This window comes from Actinoplanes sp. NPDC049599, from assembly GCF_044465625.1.
GTDB lineage: Bacteria > Actinomycetota > Actinomycetes > Mycobacteriales > Micromonosporaceae > Actinoplanes.
On the sequence record NZ_JBITLX010000003.1, the window covers coordinates 83,442 to 105,621 of the forward strand.

Consider the following 22,180-nt stretch of genomic DNA (forward strand, 5'->3'; position numbering starts at 1 on the left):
ACCCCGCTGGTGATCGGCGTGCAAGTGGCACAGCAGCTGAAAGAAGCCGGTCTGGTCTGGAAACCGGGGCCCGGCGACCGCTTCGCGATCCCCGACCGCGACCTGGACGACGACGTTTTTGTGCTGAGCAACATGACCATCGAGGTCTACCAGCTGCCGGAGGGCCGGGTGATCGGCTTCAACGGCACCACGGAGTGGGCGATGGACGACGTGGAGCTGGACGAGGCACTGTGGCTGCCCCGTGAGGACCAGCTCCGGGAGCTGCTCGGCGGGACGCTGCGGGCCCTGCGACGCACCGAGGCCGGCTGGTACGTCGATGTCACCCTGCTGGGCGAGGACCGGACGTTCGGCGCGTCCACGCCGGAGGAGGCCTATGCGGCCGCCCTGCTGTACCTGCTGGCGGCCGCCACCACCTGATCACGCGGCGGGCTCGGGCACGTCCTCGATCAGCGCCGCCAGGCCCTCGGCGTCCAGCAGGTCGGCCGGGCGGACCGTCACGCCGTCCCGGACGTAGTGGAAGCCGGCCCGGACGTGCGCCACCGGCACTTCGGCCAGGGCGGCCCAGGCGAGCCGGTACGCCGCCAGCTGCACCGCCGCCGCGTCGGCCATCGCACCCGTGGGCCGCCGGCCGGTCTTCCAGTCGATGACGTCGAACCGCCCGCCGGGCTCGGCGAAGACCGCGTCCATCCGCCCCCGCACCACCACACCGGCGACGGTGGTCGCGAACGGCACCTCGACCTCGAACGGCACCCGGTCGGCCCACTCACCGGCCAGGAAGGCCTCCTGCAACGCCACCAGCTCCTCATCGGCGGCCGCGTCGTCGTCCGCCGCGCCGGGCAGCTCGTCCACGTCCAGCAGCCGGACGCTGCCGTATCGCTGCTCCAGCCAGGCGTGGAAGGCGGTGCCGCGCCGGGCGTGAGGCGCGGGCCGGTGCGGCAGCGGTCGCCGCAGGGAGCGGGCCAGGGCCTGCGGGTCGCGCCGCAGGACCACAAGCTGGGAGACGGAGATGTGCGGCGGCAGGGCCACTTCGAGGGGACCGTCGTGGCGGGCGCGCTCGTCCCGCTCGGCGAGCAGGATCGTCGCCTCCCGCCGCCACCGGGCGATGTCCGGATCGTCCGCACCGACGGCGACCTCGACCCCGGCCCCGGCCCGCGCCTCGCCAGCAGCCCCAGCCTCCGCCGGGCCGGTTTCCGCCGGGCCGGTTTCCGCTCCCCGCGGCCCCGCTTCCGCCTCCGGTGAGCCGGCTTCCGCGCCGGGCGGGCCGGCTTCCGCTGGGCCCGCCTCCGGTGGGCCGGCCTCCGGTGGGGTGGCTTTTTCGGCGGGCTGGTGTGGGTCGGTCAGGGGGTCGCCCCCGGTGGCCAGGCCGGCCAGCTCGGCGGCCAGGCCCGCGCGCGCCGCCACCTCCCGGTCCGTGGCCGCCAGCTCCACGAAGGCCGCTGCCGCCGCCGGGTCCGGGCTCACGATCATCCGGCGGATCAGGTCCGCCGCGGCCGCCATCGCCGGTCGGCGCGCGCCCAGCGGGTCGGACGGCCATTCCGCCGTCGCCACCAGTTCCGCGCTCGGGTTGGTCGCATCGGGCGCCGGCTCCGGCGTCCAGGTCTCCACCACGCCGGCGCCGGCGGCGCAGGTCGCCCGGATCTCGTTCAGGAACACCGACGGGCCGCGGGGCTTCTTCACCCCGTCGCCCCACCAGTAGCCCGAGCAGAGCAGCAGCCGCCGCGGCCGGGTCACCGCCACGTACGCCAGCCGGCGCTCCTCCCGCTCGTCGTGCTCCCGCCACGCCCGGGTGAACGCCGTCAACGCCCCGGCCACGTCCTTCTGCTCGTGCGCCTCGGACAGGTCCAGCGCCGGCAGCCCGTCGGAGTCGCCGCGCAGCGGGAACGGCAGCACCCCGATGCCCATCAGGTAGTGGTCCGAGCTCCGGGTCATCCCCGGCCACACGCTCTTGGTCAGGCCGGCGACCGACACCACGTCCCACTCCAGGCCCTTCGCCGCGTGCGTGGTCAGCACCTGCACCGCACCCTCGACCACGTCCACCTGGCCGGGGGTCAGGCCGCGTTCCTCCTCCTCGGCCGCGGACAGGAAGGCCAGGAAGCCGGCGAGCGTGCCGCCGTCGGTGTCGCCGGCATACCGGGCTGCCACGTCGCCGAGGGCGTCCAGGTGGCCGCGGGCCAGGCCGGCGTCGCCCGCGCCCCAGCCGCGTACGGCCACCTCGACGTCCAGGCCGATGGTGCGTTCGATGTCCGCGACCAGGTCGGGCAGCGGCTGGTCCAGGCGGTGCCGCAGCTCGGCCAGCTCCCGGCCGTACGTGCGCAGCCGCGCGTAGCCCTCCTGCGAGTACTGCTGCGGCGCGCCGAGGTCCGCCATCGCCTCGACCAGGGTGGCGTCGTCCAGCCGGTCCGCGACGATGTCCTCGGGCTCCTCGCCGGTCGTACCGGAGACCCGGGCCGCGGCGATCGCCCGGGCCCGCCGATGCAGCGCGACCAGGTCACGAGGCCCGATCCGCCAGCGGGCCCCGGTCAGCAGCCGCAGCAGCGCCGCCCCGTCCATCGGGTCGGCGAGCACCCGCAGCGTGCAGACGACGTCGCGTACCTCCGGGGTGTCCAGCAGGCCGCCCAGGCCGACCACCTCGACCGGCAGCCCGCGGGCGCGCAGCGCCTCCTCGATCGCCGGGATCTGGCTGCGCACCCGGACCAGGACCGCGCTGGTCGGGCGCCGCTCCAGCGGAATGTCGCCGGGCAGCGCGTCCGGCAGCCGGGCCGAGGCCCGCCAGGCGGCCAGCATGGCGTCGGCGATCCAGGCGGCCTCGTCCGCGTACGTGGGCAGCAGCGCACACGCGACCGTGCGCCCGCCCACCCGGTCGGCCACCCGGTGCGCCGGGATCAGCTCGGCGACCCGGGCGCCGGCGGCCCGCAGCGGCCCGGAGAGCGCGTTGGCGACCTGGAGGATCTCCGGGCGGTTGCGCCAGCTGCGGGTCAGGTTGAGCACCCAGGCCTCGCGGCCGCCGGGGCCGGTGAACTCGGTGGGGAACCGGTCCAGGGTGCCCGCGGAGGCGCCGCGCCAGCCGTAGATCGACTGGCACGGGTCACCGACCGCCGTGACCGGGTGGCCGCCGCCGAAGAGCGCGTTGAGCAGCACCACCTGGGCGTGGCTGGTGTCCTGGTACTCGTCCAGCAGCACGATCTTGAAGCGGCCCCGCTCGATCGCGCCGACCTCGGGGTGGTCCCGGGCCACCCGCGCCGCCCGGGCCATCTGGTCGCCGAAGTCCATCGCCTCGATGTCGAGTTTGCGCTGGTCGTAGAGGCGGACCAGGGGCAGCAGGGTGAGCCGGTGGCGCTGGCGCAGCAGCATGTCGGTGACGTCCTTGTAGACCCGGCCGGGCCGCGACTGCACGTCGGCGAAGAACCGGCCGGTCCACGCGGACAGGTCGTCCGGGGTGACCAGGTGCTCGGCCAGCTCACCGGAGAGCGCCAGCACGTCGTCGGTGACCGTGCCGGGCGCGCGGTTCAGCCCGGTCATCTCCCCGGTGTACGAGCGCACCAGCGAGTCGACGATCTGCCAGCGGGCCGCCTCGGTGAGCAGCCGGGCCGACGGCTCGTACCCGGCGCGCAGGCCGTGCTCAGTGACCACGCGGGCCGCGTACGAGTGGTAGGTGGAGATCGTCGGCTCCCCGGCCAGGGCGTCCTGCTGGCCGAGCCGCCGGACCAGCTGCCCGAGCCGGGTGCGTACCCGGTGCGCCAGCTCGCCGGCGGCCTTGCGGGTGAAGGTCAGGCCCAGGATCTCGTCCGGGTGGGCGTAACCGTTGGCGACCAGCCAGACCACCCGCGAGGCCATCGTCTCGGTCTTGCCGGAGCCGGCGCCGGCGACCACCAGCACCGGTTCGACCGGCGCCGCGATGATCGCGGCCTGTTCCGGCGTCGGCGCGTGCAGCCGGAGCAGCCGGGCCAGCTCCAGCGGGGTGTAGCGGGGCCCGGCGTCGGCCCGGCGGCGGGGCCGGGCGGGGGTGTCGGTGAAGAGGCTGGGCTGGGTCACGGCTCGACGACCTGCCGGCCCTGCCCGGAGATCGGGCAGCTGGTGCGCACCGGGCAGACCCGGCACTTGTTGTTGGCGACGGCCGAGAAGGTGGCTGCGGCCATCGTGTCGGCGGTGCGGCGGACCATCGCGTACGCCCAGTTCGGGTCGGTGGCCTCGGCGAGCGGCAGCTGCATCTGCTCGCGGGCCTCCTTGGTCGGGCCGAGCTGCACCAGGGCCGCGCCGCCGCTCTGGTCGCCGAACTCGCCGAACGCCCCGGCGTCGACGGCGGCCTGGTAGCCGGCCAGCTGGGCGTGCTCCTCGACGTCGCCGGCGGAGACGGTGGTGCTCTTGCCGGTCTTGAGGTCGATGACCACAAGCCGGCCCTGGTCGTCGACCTCGAGCCGGTCGACCCGGCCGGTGAGCTGGATCGGCCGGCTCGGATCGTCGAGCCGCACCGTGAACTCATGCTCGATGGCGAGCAGCCGGCGCGGGTTCTTGGCCAGCCAGCGCAGCAGCTTGTCCACCATGCCCTGGGCGCGCTCCTGCTCGGGGCCGGCCAGCCAGCGGGCGGCCAGCTCGATCGCGTCGAAGCGGCCGGAGACGTACTCGATCAGCCGTTCCCGGTCGGCGTTGGCATCCTCGGCGAGCATCGCGGCGGCATGCACCAGGTTGCCGACCCCTTGCGCCGGGCCGGCCGGCGCGGCGCCGCCGTGCCGTTCGAGCAACCAGCGCAGGCTGCACCGCAGCGCGCTCTCCATCGAGGACGGGGTGACCTTGACGGCTTCGCCCGCCGCGGCCAGCGGCCGGTCGTCGGAGAGCGGCCGCAGACCCCACCACTCGTCGGGATGCGCGCCGGGCACGCCGGCGGCAGCGAGCCGGGCCAACTCGGCCGCGGCGGCATGCCGCCGGGCGGGGGTGGCATCGGGGGCGACGACGACGGTACGCAGTTCCGCGACGAGTGCGGAGAGGGTGAGGGCACGGGGTGGCCGCCCCACGGGGATGTCGTCCTCGTGGTCGTGGTCCTCCGGGGCGGGGTCGGAGTCGGGTTCCGGCTCGTCGGCCGGGGTGGCAACCTCGTCGCTGTCTCGGGGGGCCGGGACCGGGGGTTTGTCGTTGTCGGCGGGTTCGGCGGCGCCGGGGCCGCCGTTGTCCCAGAGGTCCGGGTCGGGTTCGGGCGGGCCGGGGTCGTCGGGGTCGGCCGGACCGGGGTCCGGGGGGAACCGTGGGTCGGGGCCGCTGCGCCGGTCGGGCAGGGCCAGCTCGGCCAGGAAGCGGCTCGGCTGTTCCTCGCCGTCGGAGCCGCCGACGCTGGCCGAGGCCACCGCCGTCACGATCAGCTGCTGCCGGGCCCGGGTGGCGGCGACGTAGAAGAGCCGCCGTTCCTCGTCCAGCAGCGCCGAGGTCTGGCCGACGACGGCGGCCGCGCCCGCCGCGGCACGGCCGGCCAGGAAGTCGACCAGGCGTTCCGAGCCGAGCAGGCTGCCGCGCAGCCGCAGGTCGGGCCAGATTCCCTCCTGGACGCCGGCCAGCACCACCACGTCCCACTCCAGCCCCTTGGCGGCGTGGGCGGTGAGCAGCCGGACCGCCTCGCCACGGTCGGCGCTCGGCGCGATCGAGTCGGCGGGCAGATCCTGGCCGAGCACGTGGTCCAGGAACACCTCGGTGCGGGCGCCGGGCAGCCGGTCCACGAACCGGGCCGCCGCGTCGAAGAGGACCACGATCGCGTCCAGATCCCGGTCGGCCGCCTCCGCCCGCCACTGCCGGGCCCGGCCGCCCTCGCCGCCGGGCTCGACCGGGGCGCCGCGGGTGCTCAGCGCGTACCAGCGTTCGGCCAGGCCGCTGGCGTGCCAGACCGCCCACAGCACCTGCTCGGCGGTGGCGCCCGGAGCGGCCGCGGCCGCGCGGACGATGGCGATGAGCCGGGCCACGTTCTGGGCGGGTTTGGCCCAGCGCCGCTCCACGACGTCCAGCCCGGCCGGATCGCGCAGCGCGTCGACCAGCAGCTCCCCGGACGGCCGCCGGTCGCCGGCAGCCAGGGCCAGGGCCCGGAGTCCCTGCCGCAGCCGCCGCTCGGCCAGCGGGTCGGCGCCACCGAGCGGCGAGTGCAGCAACGCGACCGAGGCCTCCTCATCGAGCACATCCGGCTCCAGCGCACAGCGCAGAAGCAGCAGGAACGGCGCGACGGCGGGCTGCAGGTGCAGCGGAAGATCCTCGGAGTGGGTGACGGTGGGCACGCCGGAGGCGGTCAGGGCCCGCTGGATCGAGGGCAGCTGCAGGGTGGTCGAGCGCAGCACCACGGCCATCCGGGACCAGGGCACACCGTGCAGCAGGTGGGCCTCACGCAGCGCATGGGCGACGTAGGCGGTCTCGCTGGTCGGCGAGCGGAACGTCCGCACGACGGCACCGGCCACCACCGGGTCGGCATCCTCCGGCCGACGGCCGCCCCCAGCGGCCGGATGCTCAGCGCCGGGCGAACCGGCACCGCCAGCGGATCCCCGACCGCCAGCGGATCTCCCACCGTCGGGCGATCCCCCGCCGCCGGGCGATCCCCCGCCGCTGGGCGATCCCCCGGCGGCAGCCGCGCCCGCAGCGTCGGGCGCCGGGCCCTGGAATGCGGGTGGCGGGTGGAGGTAGCGGTGGCGGGATGCCCCCCGCATCCGCCGGGACACCCGGGCCGTCGCCGTCAGCACCGCCGGCTCCGCCCGGTAGCTCGTGTGCAGCGTGATGACCTCCGCCACCGCCCCCGAGGCCGTCCGGAACCGGTGCGGGAAAGCGCTCACCGCCTCCGGGTCGGCACCGCGGAAGCCGTAGACCGAGGAATCCGGGTCGCCGAAGGCCACCAGTGGCGTGCCGCCGCCCGCCACCAGCGACAACAGCTCTATCTGGGCCGGGTCCGTGTCCGCCAGCTCGTCGACGTACACGAAAGCCAGCCGGCGGCGTTCCGCGGCCAGCAGCTCCGGGTCGTCGGCCAGCAGGCCCGAGGCCGCTCGGACCAGCTCCGCCGGGTCGTAGGCGGCCGAGCCGCGGGTGGTCGCGTCGCGCAGGGCCAGCACCGCCACGTATTCACGGATGAAGCGGGCAGCCGCCGGCCAGTCGTCGCGGCCCAGGCGTTCGCCCAGGCGGGCCAGCTCGACCGGGCCGATGCCGCGTTCCGCCGCGCGCTGCATCAGGTCGCGCAGCTGCTGGGCGAAGGCGCGGGTGGGCAGGGCCGGGCGCAGCGCCTCGGGCCACCGGACCGTGTCCTCGGATTCCGCGTCGCCGACCACCTCGAGCAGCTCACGGATGATCAGGTCCTGCTCCGGGCCGGTCAGCAGGCGCGGCGAGGGCTCTCCGCGTTCGGCTGCGGCCCGGCGGAGCAGCCCGAAGGCGTACGCGTGGAAGGTGCGCACCAGGGGCTCGTGGAAGCTCGGGCCCGCGATGCGCGCCTCGATCCGGTCCCGCAGCGTGCCCGCGCCGCGGCGGCCGAAGGTCAGCACCAGGATGCGTTCCGGGTCGACACCCTCGGCGATGCGGGTCGCGACCGCCTCGACCAGCATGGTGGTCTTGCCCGTGCCGGGGCCGCCGACGACCAGCAGCGGGCCGTCGGTGTGCTCGACCACGTAGCGCTGGAGCGGGTCGTCGCGCAGCGCCTCCGCCGGGGCGGCGGCCCGGCGGACGAGCCGGTACGCCGGCCGGCGCACCGCCGCAGGAGTCGAGGTCACGGCACCAATGAGACCACGGGGGTACGACGGATCCCGATCAGGGTTGTGCGACGGACGCCCGGTGCCGGACCGGCATCGGCACCCGGCGCACCGCGGGCTCGGTGCGGCCCGCCGCGTCCAGCAGCGTCTCCACCGCCTGCCAGCCCAGCTGGTAGTGCGGCAGCGAGATGCTGGTCAGTTGCGGGCGCAGCCAGGCGGCCAGGTCGGAGTCGTCGAAGGACAGCACCGAGACGTCGCCGGGGATGCTCAGCCCGGCCTCGCGCAGCGCCTGGTACGCCCCCAGCGCCACCCGGTCGTTGAGGCAGATCAGCACCCGGGGCAGCGGCCCCCCGGCCAGCGCCTTGGTGACCGCCTCGTACGCCGAGTCCGGCCACCACTCGCAGTCGATCGACCCGGCCAGCTGGACGCCCGCCGCGCCGAAGCCCTCGCGGAGCCCGCCGAGCCGCTCCCGGCCGGCGAACACGTGGTGGGCGGGGTTGCCGACCAGATGGATGCCCTCGCGGTGGCCGGCCTCGACGATCACCTTGGCCGCGCTCCAGCCGGCCGCCACCTCGTCCGGGATGATCGAGTGGTACGCCGGTTTCGCCGCCCGGGTCAGGCAGTTGAGCAGCACCACGTTGCGGCCCTTGAGCAGCTTCGGCACGCGCACGTAGCGGGTGAACATGCTCGCGTACACGAAGGCGTCGACCTGCCGGTCGAGGAAGTCGGAGATCAGCTTCTCCTCGATCACCGCCTCGCCCTCGGTCTCACCGATGAACAGCAGGTGGCCGTGGGCGACCGCCGCCGCCAGGGCGCCGTGGATCGCGCGGCCGGCGTACGGGTCGGACGCGAGGGTATCGGAGACCAGCGCGATGGTCTTGGTGACCTTCGTGCGCAGGCTCCGGGCCATGAGGTTCGGCCGGTAGTCCAGCTCCTGAGCCGCCCGGAGCACCCGTTGCCGGGCGTCTTCGGAGATGCGCATGTCCACGTGGCGACCGGCGAGAACGAAGGACGCCGTGCTGCGGGACACACCGGCCCGTTGTGCGACCTGGAGCAGGGTCGCCCGTTGCAGGGGCATGCCCGAAGTCTTCCATGCGCCGCCCGCCGGGTGATCGGCCGATCCGCGCGTTTCGGAAAACATCACAGGCGAGGAACTGCCCATTGACCCCTTGACGTTCGCGAGGCGGGGGAGCAACGTCAGCTAAACCCATCTAGCAGCGACGATCGATGGATCTCAGCCCCCTGCCGGACCGGCAGCCGGAGTCGCACCGGTTCGGCAGGGCCACAGCGAACGGGTCTGCCTCGGCAGCGTCGAAGCCGCCGCGCGGCACTCGGGGCGGACGCGCACGTCCGGTGAGAGCGTGCCTCGGCGTGCCCCCGAGTCGCCCGGCGGGCTGCCGAGGTCCCTGGTCACGCCGGGGCGGGGGGACTCCCGCCCCGGCGTGACGCCAGCCGGTCCGCCACCTCGATCACGTCCAGCGCTTCTTCGATCGACCCGACCACCGTCACCTGGGCCAGCGCCGGGCGGCGGACGAACTTCGTGTCGGCCAGGCCGGTCAACCAGCCCCACAGCCCGTCGTAGAAGCCCGTCGGGTCGAGCAGGACGATCGGCTTGCGGTGCAGGTCCAGGGTCGCGGTCGTCCAGACCTCGAAGAGCTCGTCCAGCGTGCCCAGGCCGCCCGGCAGCGTGACGAACGCGTCCGACCGGTCGATCATGATGTTCTTCCGGGCGCCCATGTCGGTGGTGACGATCAGCTCGTCCGCCCGGGTGTCCGCGACCTCCAGGTCGACCAGCGACTGCGGGATCACGCCCAGCGTGTGGGCGCCGCCGGCCCGGGCGCCGTCGGCCACGGCGCCCATCATGCCGACGCAGCCGCCGCCGGACACCAGGCTGTGGCCGCGGGGGCCGAGGGCCTTGCCGAGCTGGGCGGCGAGGTCGAGCCACTGCTGATCGAGAGTGCTGGAGGAGGCACAGAAGACGCAGACCGCCGCCACGTCACCGGGTCCCGTTCTCGGCGAGCGCCGCGTCGGCGTCCACGATGAACTGCACGGCCTGCTCGACGTCGTCGGTGAGCAGGAACAACTCCATGTCCGCCTCGCTGACCTTGCCGTCGGCCAGCAGCCGGCCCTTGATCCAGTCGAGCAGCCCGCCCCAGTAGTCGGTGCCGATCAGGATCACCGGGAACCGGGTGACCTTCTTGGTCTGCACCAGCGTGATCGCCTCGAACAGCTCGTCGAGCGTGCCGAAGCCGCCGGGCAGCACGACGAACGCCTGCGCGTACTTGACGAACATGGTCTTGCGGACGAAGAAGTAGCGGAAGTCGATGCCGATGTCGACCCAGTCGTTGAGGCCCTGCTCGAACGGCAGCTCGATGCCCAGCCCCACCGACATGCCGCCGGCCTCGGTCGCGCCGCGGTTGGCCGCCTCCATCACGCCCGGGCCACCGCCGGTGATCACCGCGTAGCCCGCCTCGGCCAGCGCCGCGCCCAGGTCGGCGGCGAGCTCGCACTCGGGGCTGTCCGGGGTGCTGCGGGCCGAGCCGAAGACGCTGACCGCCGGCGGCAGGTCGGCCAGGGTGTCGAAGCCCTCGACGAACTCCGACAGGATGCGCAGCGCCCGCCAGGCGTCCTTGGTCTTCCACTCGCCACGGTGGTGCGAATCGAGTAGTTTTTCGTCTGCGGTACTGAGCGGCATCGATTCACGCCGGAGCGTGACGGCACCGCGATGACGCTCCGGGGGTACGCGCCTACGTCCGTTGGTGCTGTCCGTCATGGCAACCACGGTAGTGCGGACGGTCCGTAACCGGTGAATAACCGGTTGGGTTTCGGCAAGAGGATTGCGACGCAGCGGCCTTTTTGCCAGATTGAAGCAACGGACGGTAGCTCTGGAGCGTCTGTACAGTTACCAAACCCGCACGGCGCAGGCACGGCGTCCGGCCTTTGCCGGGCATCTGGGCAGAGGAGCCACCGTGATGACCCGTTACGAGCGTATGAAGATGCAGCGCCGCATGCAGCGGCGCATCCGGTTGGTGGTCGAGGAGCGCCGGATGGCTCTCGCCCTGCCGCCGCCCGGCGCGGATCCCGCCTTCGACCCCGAGACCACGGTGGAGATCCCCCGGCCCGGCGCCGACCCGGCCTGACCCCTACTCGTACGAGGTCAGCCATCTGTGCAGGGTGGCCGCGCCGTCGCGAATCTTGCCGATCTCGACGTGTTCGTCCGGGGCGTGCGCCAGCGCCGGGTCACCCGGCCCGTAGTTCAGCGCGGGGATGCCCAGCGCGGCGAACCGGGCCACGTCGGTCCAGCCGAGCTTCGCGGCCGGCTCCGCCCCGACGGCCGCGAGGAATTCCCGGGCCGGCGCCGCGCCCAGCCCGGGCAGCGCCCCGGGCGCCGAGTCGGCCACTTCCACGTCGAAACCCGCGAAGACCTCGCGCACATGATCCAGCGCCTGCCGCTCCGAGCGGTCCGGGGCGAACCGCAGGTTGGCCTCGATCACGCACTCGTCGGGGACCACGTTGCCGGCCACCCCGCCGGTGATCTTGACCGCGTTCAAACCCTCACGGTACGTACAACCGTCGATGGTCACCGTGCGCGGACGGTAATCGGCGAGCCGGCGCAGCACCTCGCCGGCCGCGTGGATGGCGTTCACTCCGCGCCAGGCCCGGGCGGTGTGCGCGCGCCGCCCGTGGGTCCGTACCCGCACCCGCAAGGTGCCCTGACAGCCGGCCTCGACCACGCCGTACGTGGGCTCCAGCAGCAGGGCGAAGTCGGCGCGCAGCCACTCCGGGCGCTCCCGGGAGACCAGGTGCAGGCCGTTGTACTGCGACTCGATCTCCTCCGCCTCGTAGAAGAGGTAGGTGACGTCGTAGCCGGGCTCGGGCAGGGTCGCCGCCAGGTGCAGGGCCAGCGCGACGCCGGACTTCATGTCCGAGGCGCCGCAGCCGTAGATCAGGTCGTCGACCACGGTCGACGGGAAGTTGTCGTTGAGCGGGACGGTGTCCAGGTGGCCGGCGAGCACGACCCGCTGCTCGCGGCCCAGGTCGGTGCGGGCCATGACGGTGTTGCCGTACCGCTCGGTGCGCAGGTGCGGCGCCTGCCGCAGGACGTCCTCGACGCAGTCGGCGATGGCCTTCTCGTCGCGGGAGACGGACTCGATGTCGACCAGGGTGCGGGTCAGCACCACGGGGTCGACGAGCACGTCAGGGGTCAGCGGGTTCGCCATGAGCGGCACATTACCGCCCGCGGATGAAGCCGGACCTGGATGCGCGGAGCGAGATCAAACGCACACGGGCGGTGCTTTTCCCACTAGGCTTTCGGATCCGGAACCTGGGGAGGCGTACGGACGATGCAGGTCGACACGACACAGCTGCGGACGGCCGCGACAACACTGCGCGACGAAGTGGCCGAGCACCTCCGAAAAGCTGGGATCCGGGCCGGCGGGCCCGAACGCGACTTCCGGGTCACCGGCGCGTTCGACAGCTACACCACGGCAGGTCCGTACCGGGCGGTGGTCGCCGCCTGGGAGAAGGAGACCGAGGTGCTGGCCGAGGCCGCGCGGCAGCTGGCCGACGCGCTCGACGCGGCGGCCGACGACTACGACGCGGCCGACGACCGGGGCGCCGCGCGGCTGGCCGCCGGCCGATGAATGACGAGCTGGACCGGCTGCAGGACCTGCAGGACGACATCCACGCCGCGCACGGCGTGCGGGAGGCGGACGAGCTGGCGGCGGCCTGTGCCGCCGCGGCGGCCGTGCCGACCTTCGGGGGCGACGCCGCCGAGCTGAGCACGATCGCGGAGTGCTGCGACGCGGTGGCGGAGTCGGTGGAACGGGCGCTGGCGGCAGTGGAACCACTGTCCAGGATGGGCATCAGCGCGGTCTGGGCCGGCGCCACCCACGTCGCCGCGGACGACGCACTGCGCGCGCTGGCCGACGACATGTTCCGGGCCCTGATGGCCTTCCGCGCCGTCGCCGGCCAGGTCCGGCAGCACGCCGAGCAGGTGCGCAACGAGCCGGACGACCGGGCGGCCGCGACCGCGCTGGCCGGGATCGCCGCCACGGTCGGCGCGCTGACCCGGGGCGGCGGGCCCGGCCCGGGGCACGAGGGCGAGGCCGTGCGGCAGGAGCACGCCGCGGCGGTCGCGGGCATCGACAGCCGGGTCGACCTGCACGTCGCGATGCGCCACGCGGCGGAGGACTTCGCGACGGCGCTGCACGACATCGAGACGCAGGCGCGGACCGGGCGGCTGAGCGACTCGCCGCTGTCGCCGGTGGACGACGTGGTGATCGCGGGGGCCGGCTGGACCCGGACGCCGGTGCCGCACACCCCGGTGCTGACCCCGGCGATGGACCGGCGGGCGGCCGAGGCGCTGTCGGCGCTGGGCGACGACGAGCGGGAACGGCTGACCGGCCTGCTGGCCGCGGCCGCGTCGCCGGAGCACCGGGCGTACCTGCTGAAGACGCTCGCAGCGGGGTATTCGGTGGCTGAGGTGGCCGGGTTCGACCAGCTGATCGCGGGGCACGGCGACGACCCGGGCTGGCTGGAGGAGCACCTGAGCCCACTCTCCCTGGACGTCGAGAAGCCGACCGCCGGCAAGGACCACCACGCGTACGGCTCCGCCAAGTGGTCGCAGGGCAACCGTCCCACCTGCGTGGCGGCGTCGACGGTGACCGCCCGCGCCGAGGTTGATCCGCTCTACGCGCTGCGGCTCACCACCGGTGGACACCCCGGCGACCCGGATTTCGACAACCCGGCCGCCTTCGCCCACCGGCTGCGCGACGAGCAGGAACAGCTCTACGACGACGGCCGGTCCTGGCTCCAGCAGCACCTCGGCCGCGACGGCATGACGTCCGAGCAGTCGGCGACCGTGGCCAACGAGGAGATCGCGCCGCACACCGGGGCCGGCTACAGCAACGTCGAGCTGGACGGCAGGGCCGACCGCGAGGCCACCGTCCCGTCGATCGAGCGGGCGGTCGACGAGGGTTATCCGGTGCCGTTCTTCACCCGCGAGAAGGGCGAGACCCACCAGCTGATGGTCATCGGGCATGCCGGCCGGCAGCTCCAGGTGTACAACCCGTGGGGCTACACCTACTGGATCACCGAGGGCGACTTCGTCAGCGGCCACGTGGACGGCATCGACCCGGACATCCCGGCCACGCCGAGCACGATCCGGCTGCCCGAGCGGGCCGGCCGATGAGCCGGCCGGGCCTGCGGACCGACGAGCAGATGGTGTCGATCGACGTGCCGGCGGCGATCACCGAGGCGCTGCGCTGCCCCGATCCCGCGCGGCAGCTGGTGACCGGCGGCGCGGTCGCGGCGGCGATCCAGGCGGACCGGGCCGGCGTGCTGCCGCGGTCACTGAGCTACCTGGCGGAGATCGTCCGGCGCGGCGGCTCCGGCTACGCGGTCCAGCTGCCCTCGCCGCTGCCCACGGCCGAGCAGTCGGCGCTGGTCCGGCCGTGGCTGGCCCGCGCCGCCGCGGCCGACGCCGACGAGGCCTTCGCCCGCTGGCTCGACGCGGTGGCGGCGATCATCGACGCCCGCCACCACGGGCGATGACCTGCCGGGTCCCCGTCCCACCCGCCGGACCGGGCGGAACCGGCGCCACCGCCGCCACCGGTGGCTAGTAGGGTTCGCTGCGTGAGTACCGCGATCTCGACCTCGCCCGCGTGGGGCATCGGCCTCGCCACCGTCACCGCCGAGGGCCAGGTGCTCGACACCTGGTATCCGACCGGTTTCCTCGGCCTCGGCGCCGCGCCCGGCGACGCTCCCACGCTGCCCGCCGGCCTCACCGGGCCCAAGGCGCTCACCGGCCTGGCGACCGTCGAGGTGCGGGTCGAGATCGGCTCGCTCGCCGACCCGATCAAGGACGCCTCCGACGCGTACCTCCGGTTGCACCTGTTGTCGCACCGGCTGGTGCGGCCGAACGAGCAGAACCTCGACGGCATCTTCGGCATGCTGGCGAACGTCGCCTGGACCTCGGCCGGGCCGTGCCCCCCGGACCGGGTGGACGAGCTGCGCTTCATCGAGCGCGCCGCCGGCCGGCACCTCGCGGTCTACGGCGTGGACAAGTTCCCGCGGATGACCGACTACGTCACCCCCGCCGGCGTGCGGATCGCCGACGCCGACCGGGTCCGGCTCGGCGCGCACCTGGCGAGCGGCACCACCGTGATGCACGAGGGCTTCTGCAACTTCAACGCCGGCACGCTGGGCACCTCGATGGTCGAGGGCCGGATCGTGCAGGGCGTGGTCGTCGGCGACAGCTCCGACGTCGGCGCGGGGTCCTCGATCATGGGGACGCTCTCCGGCGGCGGCAAGGACAAGGTGTCGATCGGCGAGCGCAGCCTGCTCGGCGCGAACGCCGGCATCGGCATCTCGCTCGGCGACGACTGCGTGGTCGAGGCCGGCTGCTACATCACCGCGGGGTCGAAGCTGACGCTGCCGGACGGCCGGGTGGTCAAGGCCCGCGAGCTGTCCGGCGTGAACGGCCTGCTGTTCTGGCGCAACTCGGTGACCGGTGCGCTGGAGGCCCGCCCGCGCAAGGGCACGGGCATCGAGCTCAACGCCGCCCTGCACGCCAACGACTGACTATCGCAGCGCCTCGGCGGCGGCGGCCTTGACCGCGGTGGTCAGGGCCGTCAGCACCGCCGACTCCATCCGCCAGTACTGCCAGTAGAGCGGCACGTCCAGGTGCCGGCCCGGGGCCAGGTCCACGCCCCGGCCGGCCGCGATGTCCTCGCGGGCGGTCTGCTCGGGCACCATGCCCCAGCCCAGGCCCAGCCGGATCGCCTCGACGAAGGCGTGCGTCGCCGGGACATAGTGGATCGGCGGATCCGCGTCGCCGTGGCCCAGGGCCGCGAGGAAACGGTGCTGGAGCCGGTCCTTGCGGTTGAAGACCAGCATCGGTGCGGTGCCGAAGCCGGTGAAGCGACCGGGGGCGGCCACCGCCAGGTAGCGCATCGCGCCCAGCTTCTCCAACCGGCAACCCTGCACCGCCACGTGCTGCGCGGTCACCGCCGCCATCGCCGTACCGGCGCGCAGCAGCGCCGCGGTGTGGTCCTGGTCGTCCTGGTGCAGCTCGAAGCTCAGCGCCGGCTCCGCCGGCAGCGCGGCCAGCGCGAGCAGGAACCAGGCGTGCAGCGAGTCGGCGTTCACGACCACCGAGATCCGGGTACGGCCACCGCCGCCCGCCTCGCCCCGGGCCGCCGCCAGCGCCTCCCGTTCCAGCAACGCGATCTGCCCGGCCAGCCGGAGCAGGGCCTGGCCCGCCTCGGTGGCTGTGCACGGCTTGGCCCGGCGCACCAGCACCTGACCGACGTCCTGTTCGAGCGCCTTGATCCGCTGACTCACCGCGGACGGGGTGACGTGCAGCGTGCGGGCCGCGGCCTCGAAGCTGCCGTCCTCGACCACCGCCTGGAACGTGGCGAGCTGGACCGCGTCCAAGAACAGTGCTCCTTATCTTCGTGAAGAATCTTTAGCTGGATTACATCACCCGCCCGCCCTAGCGTCGAGGCCGTGCTCACCTCCGCTTTCGCCGGTTTCGCTGCCTCGCTCGTGCTCATCGTCGCCATCGGGGCGCAGAACGCGTTCGTCCTGCGCCAGGGCCTGCGCCGGGAGCACGTGATCGCGGTGGTCCTGGTCTGCGCCGTCTCGGACCTGGCGCTGATCACCGCCGGGATCGCCGGGCTCGGCGCGGTGGTGACCGCGCGGCCCACGGCCGTAACCGCGATCCGCTGGGTGGGCGCCGCGTTCCTGCTGACCTACGCCGCGCTGGCGGCGAAGCGGGCCTGGCGGCCGGGGACCCTGACGGCAGCCGGCGGGACGCCGGCCACGCTGCGGGCGACCCTGCTGACCTGCCTCGCGCTGACCTACCTCAACCCGCACGTCTACCTCGACACCGTGCTGCTGCTCGGCTCGGTGGCCCAGCAGCATCCGCACCGGTGGCTGTTCGGGATCGGCGCGGCGGCGGCGAGCGCGGTGTGGTTCTCGGCGCTGGGCCTGGGCGCGCACCGGCTCGCCCCGGTGCTGTCCCGGCCGGTCGCCTGGCGGGTGCTGGACGGCCTGATCGCCGCCGTCATGGCCGGGATCGCGGTCCTGCTGCTCGGCTAGATGATCTATTCCGGCGAGTGGGCGGAGGTCACCCAGGCACCCGACTATCGAACCTTCGCTGGCCGGCGTGAACGCTACGGGGGTTGTACGTCGGCGGGGTCAGCGCGCGTCCTGCACTGCGTCCTGGTCACATGTGCGCTTCCGACGGTTGATCGCTGGTCGGGCCGGGGCGGGTGGTTAGTGCCGGTCGGGAGTGGTTGGCGCCGGTCGGGGGTGGTTAGCCGGTCGGGGGTGGTTAGCCAGTGTGCCGGTTATGTCCGGGCATGGGCTACTGGACGCGAGGGCCTTGGGGTCCTGTTTCCCGATGGTGGGACACCGCGTTCGGATAGTGGGCGGTTGTCTCGGATTTCTGGTTCGTTGTCTCATTTGGTGGTCAGGTGTTTCACCATCCGGGCGCATCTGGGCGACAAACCGCCGCATTTCGCCTGCCAATCAGGCTCTCGTGGGTGGTTTGGCGAGATCTTGTGGCGGTGTGGTGCGGAGCTAACCGCAGCTCATCATGATCGGCGTCGGCGGGGTGTCCGGCGGCGGATCGGGCGGGTCCGCGCGCCACCGGAGGCGAGGCGGTGAGCGTCCTCACCTGCGATGAGGGTGGGAGCCCGTAACGGCGACGAGAACCATTGCCGGCGGCAAGAGTCGTCGCCGGTTGTGAGAGTCGTCGCCAGCGGCACGAGTCATCCCCAGCGGCACGAGTCATCCCCAGCGGCACGAGTCATCCCCAGCGGCACGAGTCATCCCCAGCGGCACGAGTCATCCCCAGCGGCGAGAGGTCGTCGACGGCTGCTGCGCCGGCCGGCTGGTCCCTCGGTTCCTGACCGCGTGCCCCGCGGCACCGATCAGCCGGCTTTCTCAGCTTGTCCACAGGGCCGCGCGGACCTGGTCGCCGAGGGCGTGGACGTCGACCGTGCCGGCGGTGTCGACCCGGATCACCGGGCCCAGCCCGAGCGGCTCGGCGGCCGCCGCCCAGCCGGTCCACTCGGTGGCCAGCTTCTCCGCGTCGGCGTGCACCGCGTGCCGCCGGCGGGCGAGGTAGCGGGTCCGGGCCAGCTCGGCGGGGACGGCGCACCAGATCTCCACGCTGGCCGTGGCGCCGGAGCGGCGCAGGCCGGCCCGGGCCTGCGCCAGGTCGCGCGGCCGGAACCACCACGAGTCCACCACCACCATGCCGCTGACCTGCGCGGACAGGTTCCATACGGTGTCCATCGCGACGGCGCCGAGCCCGGGCATCTCGGTCACCACCGCGTCGGCCAGCGCCTCCTTGATCCGGTCCTTGCCGAGGCAGGCGGCACCGAGCCGGGCGGCGAGCCGGGGCGCCAGGCTGCTCTTGCCCGCGCCTGGCAGACCGTTCACCATCACCACGTCACGCGCCATGCCAGCACGATCGCACAGGCGCTTGACCCTCGAGCAGGTCGAGGCAGCAGGGTTCCAGGTGTGGAGAGCGACGACATGGACGGCACCGGCCGGCACAGCATCGGCGAGATCGCCCGGGCCAGCGGCCTGAGCATCAGCGCGCTGCGCTTCTACGACGGCGCCGGCGTGCTGGTGCCGGCCGAGGTTGACGCGGTCACCGGTTACCGCCGCTACAGCGACGGCCAGCTGCGGGCGGCACGCCTGGTGGCCGGCCTGCGCCGGGTGGGCATGCCGGTGGCCGACATCACCCGGGCGGTCGCCGAACTGGCCCATCCGCCGGCGGTCCGCAAGCTGCTCGACGAGCACCTGCGCCGGCTGGAGGACGGCCTCGCCGACGCCCGTCGTGAGCTCTCCCGCGTCCACGCCCTACTGGATCTTCAGGAGCTCGCCTTGACCACGATCACCCTGCCCGCCGCCGCCCTCGCCGCCGCCCTCGACGCGGTCCGCTTCGCCGCGTCCGCCGACCCGGAGCTGCCGGTCCTCGGCGGCGTGCTGTTCGAGACCGGCACCGCCGCGCTGACCCTGGTGGCGACCGACCGCTACCGGCTCGCCGTGGCCGAGGCCGAGGCCGCCGTCGCCGGGCCACCGGTCAGACTCGTGGCACCGCTGCCCTTCGTCGACGAGCTGCGCCCGCTGCTCTCCGGCACCGGCCCGGCGGTGCTCACGATGGGCCCCGAGGGCCTGAGCGCCGACGTCGGCGGCCGCCGCGTCGAGGGCGGCCCCCTCGACGTCGACTTCCCCGACCACCACCGCCTGGTCGACCTCGGCGCGGCCGGCAGCCGGCAGGTGCGGGTCGACGTGTCCGCCCTGCGCGCGGCGGTCGACGCGGTGCCGGCCGTGTCCCGCGAGCACAACGGCAAGCAGTTCGACCTCGCCGTCCTGGCGCTGGATCCGGCCGGCGCGCTGCGGGTCGCGGCCGAGGCCGACTGGGCGGCCGACGAGCAGGCGCACGTCGCGGTCAACCGCGAGTTCCTGCTCCAGGCCCTCGACGCCGGCGGCGCCGGCCAGCTGGTGCTCCAGCTCGACGGGCCGATCAAACCCCTGGCGGTACGCGGCACCGGCACGTACTCCATCCTCATGCCGGTCCGCCGCTGACCCGCCTGACACCGGGGGCGGAACACGACAGACTGGCGCGGTGGATGACGACATCAGCGCTCGCCGCGCGGCCTGCACCGACTCCCTGCTCGGCAACGGCCTGGTCCGCCCCCCGGAGCTGATCGCCTCGATCGCCGCCGACGTCACCCCCGACCTGTACGGCGAGGGTGGCGTCGTGGCCGAGCTGGAGCAGCACGTCGCCGAGCTGCTCGGCAAGCCGGCGGCCGTCTTCCTGCCCAGCGGCACCATGGCACAGGGCGCCACCCTGCGCGTGCACGCCGACCGGCGCACCAACCGCACGGTCGTCTGGCACCCGTACTCCCACCTCGAACGGCATGAGGGCCAGGGGTACGCGCGGCTGCACCAGCTCGTCGGGCGGCCGGTGGGCGACTTCGCCCGGCTGATCCGGCTCGACGACCTGACCGGGGTGGCCGAGCCGGTGGCCGCGCTCGTGCTGGAGCTGCCACAACGGGACCTCGGCGGCGCGCTGCCGGCGTGGGACGACCTGATCGCGCAGACCTCGTGGGCCCGTGACCGGGGCGCGGCCGTGCACCTCGACGGCGCCCGGCTGTGGGAGGCCTGCGCCGGTTACGAGCGCTCCCCCGCCGACGTGGCCGCCCTCTTCGACACCGTGTACGTCTCGTTCTACAAGGGCATCGGGGCGCTGCCGGGCTGCTGCGTGGCCGGCCCGGCGGACGACGTCGCCCAGGTACGGGAGTGGCGCGGCCGGCTGGGCGGGACGCTGTTCGCCATGTGGCCGGCCGCGGCGTCGGCGCTCGGGCTGCTCGACGCCTCGCTGGCCGAGATGCCGGCCCGGCTGGCGCACGCCCGGGCCGTCGCGGCGGCGCTGGCCGAGGTGCCGGGGATCCGGGTGGTGCCCGACCCGCCGCAGACGCCGATGATGCACCTGCTGTTCGGCACGACCGTCGAGCGCTTCCGGGAGAACGCCGAGCGGATCTCGGCGGAGACCGGGCTGTGGGTGTGGCCGAACGCGTTCGAGACCGACGACCCGGACGTGGTGCGCTGCGAGCTGTCGGTGGGCCGGGCGACGCTGCGCCACAAGCCGGAGACGATCGTGGAGATCCTGGCCGGCCTGCGCTGTTGACCCGGTCGGGGGTGGTGGTGACCTCGATCGAGGTCGGGCATCCCGGCGTGCCCTGGCGGAACCGGGCGGAAATCGTAGAGTGAGGGTCGTGACTGATGACACCTTTCCGCTCGGCGACCGCTCGGTGCGACGGATCGGCTTCGGCGCGATGCAACTCGCCGGGCCCGGGGCCTTCGGGCCACCGCGTGACCGCGACTCCGCCCTCGACGTGCTGCGCAAGGCCGTTGAACTGGGCGTCAACCACATCGACACCGCGCAGTACTACGGGCCGGACGTGGTCAACGCGCTGATCCGGGAGGCGCTGTGGCCGTACCCGGATGATCTTGTGCTGGTCAGCAAGGTCGGCGCCGCGCGGGACGAGACCGGGCGCTGGCTGTCCGCGCTGCGGCCCGAACAGCTGCGCTCGGGGGTGCTGGAGAACCTGCGCTCGCTCGGGGTGGACCGGCTCGACGCGGTCAACCTCCGGCTGCTGGACGGCGAGCAGGAGTTCGACGCCCAGCTGGACGCGATGATCGCGCTGCGGGACGAGGGCCTGATCGCCGGGATCGGGCTGAGCAACGTCTCGCGTGAGCAGCTCGTGCACGCCGTCCAGCGCACGGAGATCGTCTGTGTGCAGAACGCGCTGAACCTGCTGGCCCGAGAGTCGCTGCCGCTGCTGCGCGAGTGCCAGGAGCTGGGCATCGCGTTCGTGCCGTTCTTCCCGCTGGGCTCGGCCTTCGGCGGGGTCAACCGGCTGCTCACCCATCCGGACCTGACCGCGGTCGCGGATCGGCTGGAGGCGCAGCCGTCCCAGGTGGCGCTCGCCTGGCTGCTGGAGCTCGGGCCGCACGTGCTGCTGATCCCGGGCACCTCCTCGCTCGGTCACCTCATCGACAACATGACCACCCGCCGGGTGCACCTGGACGACGACGCCCGCAAGATCCTCGAGGCGATCGGCAGCTGACCGCGCCGAACGCGTCGGAAATTGTTGACATGTCGGGGATCTCCGACGCATCATGGTGGGCGTGCCCGACGGTGACGTGTTCGCGGCGCTGGCCAACCCGGTCCGGCGCCGGCTGCTGGTAGCGCTGCGCGACGGTCCCTGCGCCGCCGGCGAGCTGGCCGGGCAGTTCGCGCTCAGCCGGCCCGCCGTGTCCGAGCATCTCGCCGTCCTGCGACAGGCCGGCCTGGTCCGGGAGGAGCCGCGCGGCCGGCACCGCTACTACCACCTGGCCGCCGAGCCGCTGGCCGGCGTCCAGGAGTGGCTGCATCCGTTCGAGCGCTACTGGCGGGACCGCCTCGGAGCGCTGCGTGATCTCGTCGAGGAGCAAGGAGACGACCGGTGACCGACATCGAGCTCGACCAGTTCATCGCCCGCGAGCCCGCCGCCGTCTGGCGCGCGCTCACCGAGCCGGAGCTGCTGGCCCGCTGGTGGGCGGCGGGTGACATCAAACCGATCGTCGGCCACCGGTTCACCCTGGACATGGGCGGCTGGGGCCGGCAGCCGTGCGAGGTGCTGGAGGTCGACCCCGGGCGCCTGCTGAGCTACACGTTCGCCGAGGGCACCCTCGACACCACCGTCACCTGGCGGCTGGAGCCGGAGGGCGCGGGGACCCGGCTGTTCCTGCGGCACGCCGGTTTCGCCGAGGGCAGCACCGCGCTGAAGGGCATGGGCAACGGCTGGCCGGCCCTGCTGCGCCGGATCGAGCCGGCCCTGGCCTGAGCGCGGGCGTCCGGATCGTAGACCGGATGCATCCCGCTCGCGACGGGTGCGACCGCCCGGTTACCGTCG

Annotated in this window: 20 protein-coding genes; 12 read left to right on the top strand and 8 right to left on the bottom strand. The window is 73.9% G+C overall.

The genetic code is table 11. The features are described 5' to 3' along the window. Positions 1-9 precede the first annotated feature (9 nt). Positions 10-417: a pilus assembly protein CpaE gene (locus tag ACIBQZ_RS06555; RefSeq protein WP_396087445.1), complete on the top strand. Its 408-nt coding sequence runs from the start codon at positions 10-12 to the stop codon at positions 415-417. On the opposite strand, the gene ACIBQZ_RS06560 is transcribed toward ACIBQZ_RS06555, so the two are convergent. The 5 genes from ACIBQZ_RS06560 to ACIBQZ_RS06580 all read right to left on the bottom strand — a co-directional run bounded on the left by ACIBQZ_RS06560 (position 418) and on the right by ACIBQZ_RS06580 (position 10,467). Then, entirely contained in the window at positions 418-4,032 is a 3,615-nt protein-coding gene (locus ACIBQZ_RS06560; protein WP_396087446.1) for an ATP-dependent helicase, read from the bottom strand. It abuts the gene before it with no gap. Continuing rightward, complete coding sequence (locus ACIBQZ_RS06565; protein WP_396087447.1) at positions 4,029-7,715, bottom strand: ATP-dependent helicase; 3,687 nt, start codon at positions 7,713-7,715, stop codon at positions 4,029-4,031. Before ACIBQZ_RS06565 ends, ACIBQZ_RS06560 begins: the two co-directional genes overlap by 4 nt. 37 nt (positions 7,716-7,752) lie before the next feature. Next, entirely contained in the window at positions 7,753-8,772 is a 1,020-nt protein-coding gene (locus ACIBQZ_RS06570; protein ID WP_396087448.1) for a LacI family DNA-binding transcriptional regulator, read from the bottom strand. Between the two features lie 332 nt (positions 8,773-9,104). Beyond that, positions 9,105-9,689 carry a TIGR00730 family Rossman fold protein gene (locus tag ACIBQZ_RS06575; protein ID WP_396087449.1) on the bottom strand — a complete coding sequence of 195 codons (585 nt, stop codon included), beginning with the start codon at positions 9,687-9,689 and terminating at the stop codon, positions 9,105-9,107. Between the two features lies 1 nt (position 9,690). Further along, positions 9,691-10,467 (bottom strand): TIGR00730 family Rossman fold protein, encoded by a 777-nt coding sequence (locus ACIBQZ_RS06580; RefSeq protein ID WP_396087450.1) that lies wholly within the window; start codon positions 10,465-10,467, stop codon positions 9,691-9,693. 199 nt (positions 10,468-10,666) lie between these two features. On the opposite strand from ACIBQZ_RS06580, the gene ACIBQZ_RS06585 reads away from it, so the two are divergent. Continuing rightward, entirely contained in the window at positions 10,667-10,834 is a 168-nt protein-coding gene (locus ACIBQZ_RS06585) for a hypothetical protein (RefSeq protein WP_396087451.1), read from the top strand. A 3-nt stretch (positions 10,835-10,837) separates the two neighbouring features. On the opposite strand, the gene dapE is transcribed toward ACIBQZ_RS06585, so the two are convergent. After that, a complete protein-coding gene (gene dapE / locus ACIBQZ_RS06590) occupies positions 10,838-11,914 on the bottom strand; it encodes a succinyl-diaminopimelate desuccinylase (protein ID WP_396087452.1) in 1,077 nt (358 codons plus the stop codon). A 123-nt stretch (positions 11,915-12,037) separates the two neighbouring features. On the opposite strand from dapE, the gene ACIBQZ_RS06595 reads away from it, so the two are divergent. The 4 genes from ACIBQZ_RS06595 (at position 12,038) to dapD (ending at position 15,278) form a co-directional block, all read left to right on the top strand. Next, the gene (locus ACIBQZ_RS06595) at positions 12,038-12,337 is read left to right on the top strand and encodes a type VII secretion target (protein WP_396087453.1); all 300 of its coding nucleotides are present in this window, start codon (positions 12,038-12,040) and stop codon (positions 12,335-12,337) included. Beyond that, on the top strand, positions 12,334-13,887 hold the full coding sequence (locus ACIBQZ_RS06600) for a hypothetical protein (RefSeq protein WP_396087454.1): 1,554 nt from the start codon (positions 12,334-12,336) through the stop codon (positions 13,885-13,887). The genes ACIBQZ_RS06595 and ACIBQZ_RS06600 overlap by 4 nt, the downstream gene beginning before the upstream one ends. Next, positions 13,884-14,249 (top strand): hypothetical protein, encoded by a 366-nt coding sequence (locus ACIBQZ_RS06605; RefSeq protein ID WP_396087455.1) that lies wholly within the window; start codon positions 13,884-13,886, stop codon positions 14,247-14,249. The genes ACIBQZ_RS06600 and ACIBQZ_RS06605 overlap by 4 nt, the downstream gene beginning before the upstream one ends. A gap of 81 nt (positions 14,250-14,330) precedes the next feature. Further along, positions 14,331-15,278, top strand: coding sequence for a 2,3,4,5-tetrahydropyridine-2,6-dicarboxylate N-succinyltransferase (gene dapD, locus ACIBQZ_RS06610; protein ID WP_396087456.1), 948 nt, complete (start codon positions 14,331-14,333; stop codon positions 15,276-15,278). Here the strand turns inward: dapD and ACIBQZ_RS06615 are convergent, their stop codons facing one another. Then, positions 15,279-16,133 (bottom strand): LysR family transcriptional regulator ArgP, encoded by an 855-nt coding sequence (locus ACIBQZ_RS06615; protein ID WP_396087457.1) that lies wholly within the window; start codon positions 16,131-16,133, stop codon positions 15,279-15,281. It lies immediately after the preceding gene. Positions 16,134-16,205: 72 nt separating this feature from the next. Between ACIBQZ_RS06615 and ACIBQZ_RS06620 the strand changes: the two genes are divergently transcribed. Beyond that, the gene (locus ACIBQZ_RS06620; protein WP_396087458.1) at positions 16,206-16,799 is read left to right on the top strand and encodes a LysE/ArgO family amino acid transporter; all 594 of its coding nucleotides are present in this window, start codon (positions 16,206-16,208) and stop codon (positions 16,797-16,799) included. Between the two features lie 849 nt (positions 16,800-17,648). Here the strand turns inward: ACIBQZ_RS06620 and ACIBQZ_RS06625 are convergent. Then, complete coding sequence (locus ACIBQZ_RS06625; protein ID WP_396087459.1) at positions 17,649-18,170, bottom strand: AAA family ATPase; 522 nt, start codon at positions 18,168-18,170, stop codon at positions 17,649-17,651. Between the two features lie 75 nt (positions 18,171-18,245). On the opposite strand from ACIBQZ_RS06625, the gene ACIBQZ_RS06630 reads away from it, so the two are divergent. From ACIBQZ_RS06630 to ACIBQZ_RS06650, 5 genes are all read left to right on the top strand, one after another. Next, on the top strand, positions 18,246-19,304 hold the full coding sequence (locus tag ACIBQZ_RS06630; protein WP_396087915.1) for a MerR family transcriptional regulator: 1,059 nt from the start codon (positions 18,246-18,248) through the stop codon (positions 19,302-19,304). 40 nt (positions 19,305-19,344) lie between these two features. Continuing rightward, positions 19,345-20,409, top strand: a complete 1,065-nt coding sequence (locus tag ACIBQZ_RS06635; RefSeq protein WP_396087460.1) for a threonine aldolase family protein — start codon at positions 19,345-19,347, stop codon at positions 20,407-20,409. Positions 20,410-20,497: 88 nt separating this feature from the next. Beyond that, positions 20,498-21,352 (top strand): oxidoreductase, encoded by an 855-nt coding sequence (locus ACIBQZ_RS06640; RefSeq protein WP_396087461.1) that lies wholly within the window; start codon positions 20,498-20,500, stop codon positions 21,350-21,352. A gap of 52 nt (positions 21,353-21,404) precedes the next feature. Then, positions 21,405-21,734, top strand: a complete 330-nt coding sequence (locus ACIBQZ_RS06645; RefSeq protein WP_396087462.1) for an ArsR/SmtB family transcription factor — start codon at positions 21,405-21,407, stop codon at positions 21,732-21,734. Beyond that, complete coding sequence (locus ACIBQZ_RS06650; RefSeq protein WP_396087463.1) at positions 21,731-22,111, top strand: SRPBCC domain-containing protein; 381 nt, start codon at positions 21,731-21,733, stop codon at positions 22,109-22,111. Before ACIBQZ_RS06645 ends, ACIBQZ_RS06650 begins: the two co-directional genes overlap by 4 nt. Positions 22,112-22,180 lie beyond the last annotated feature (69 nt).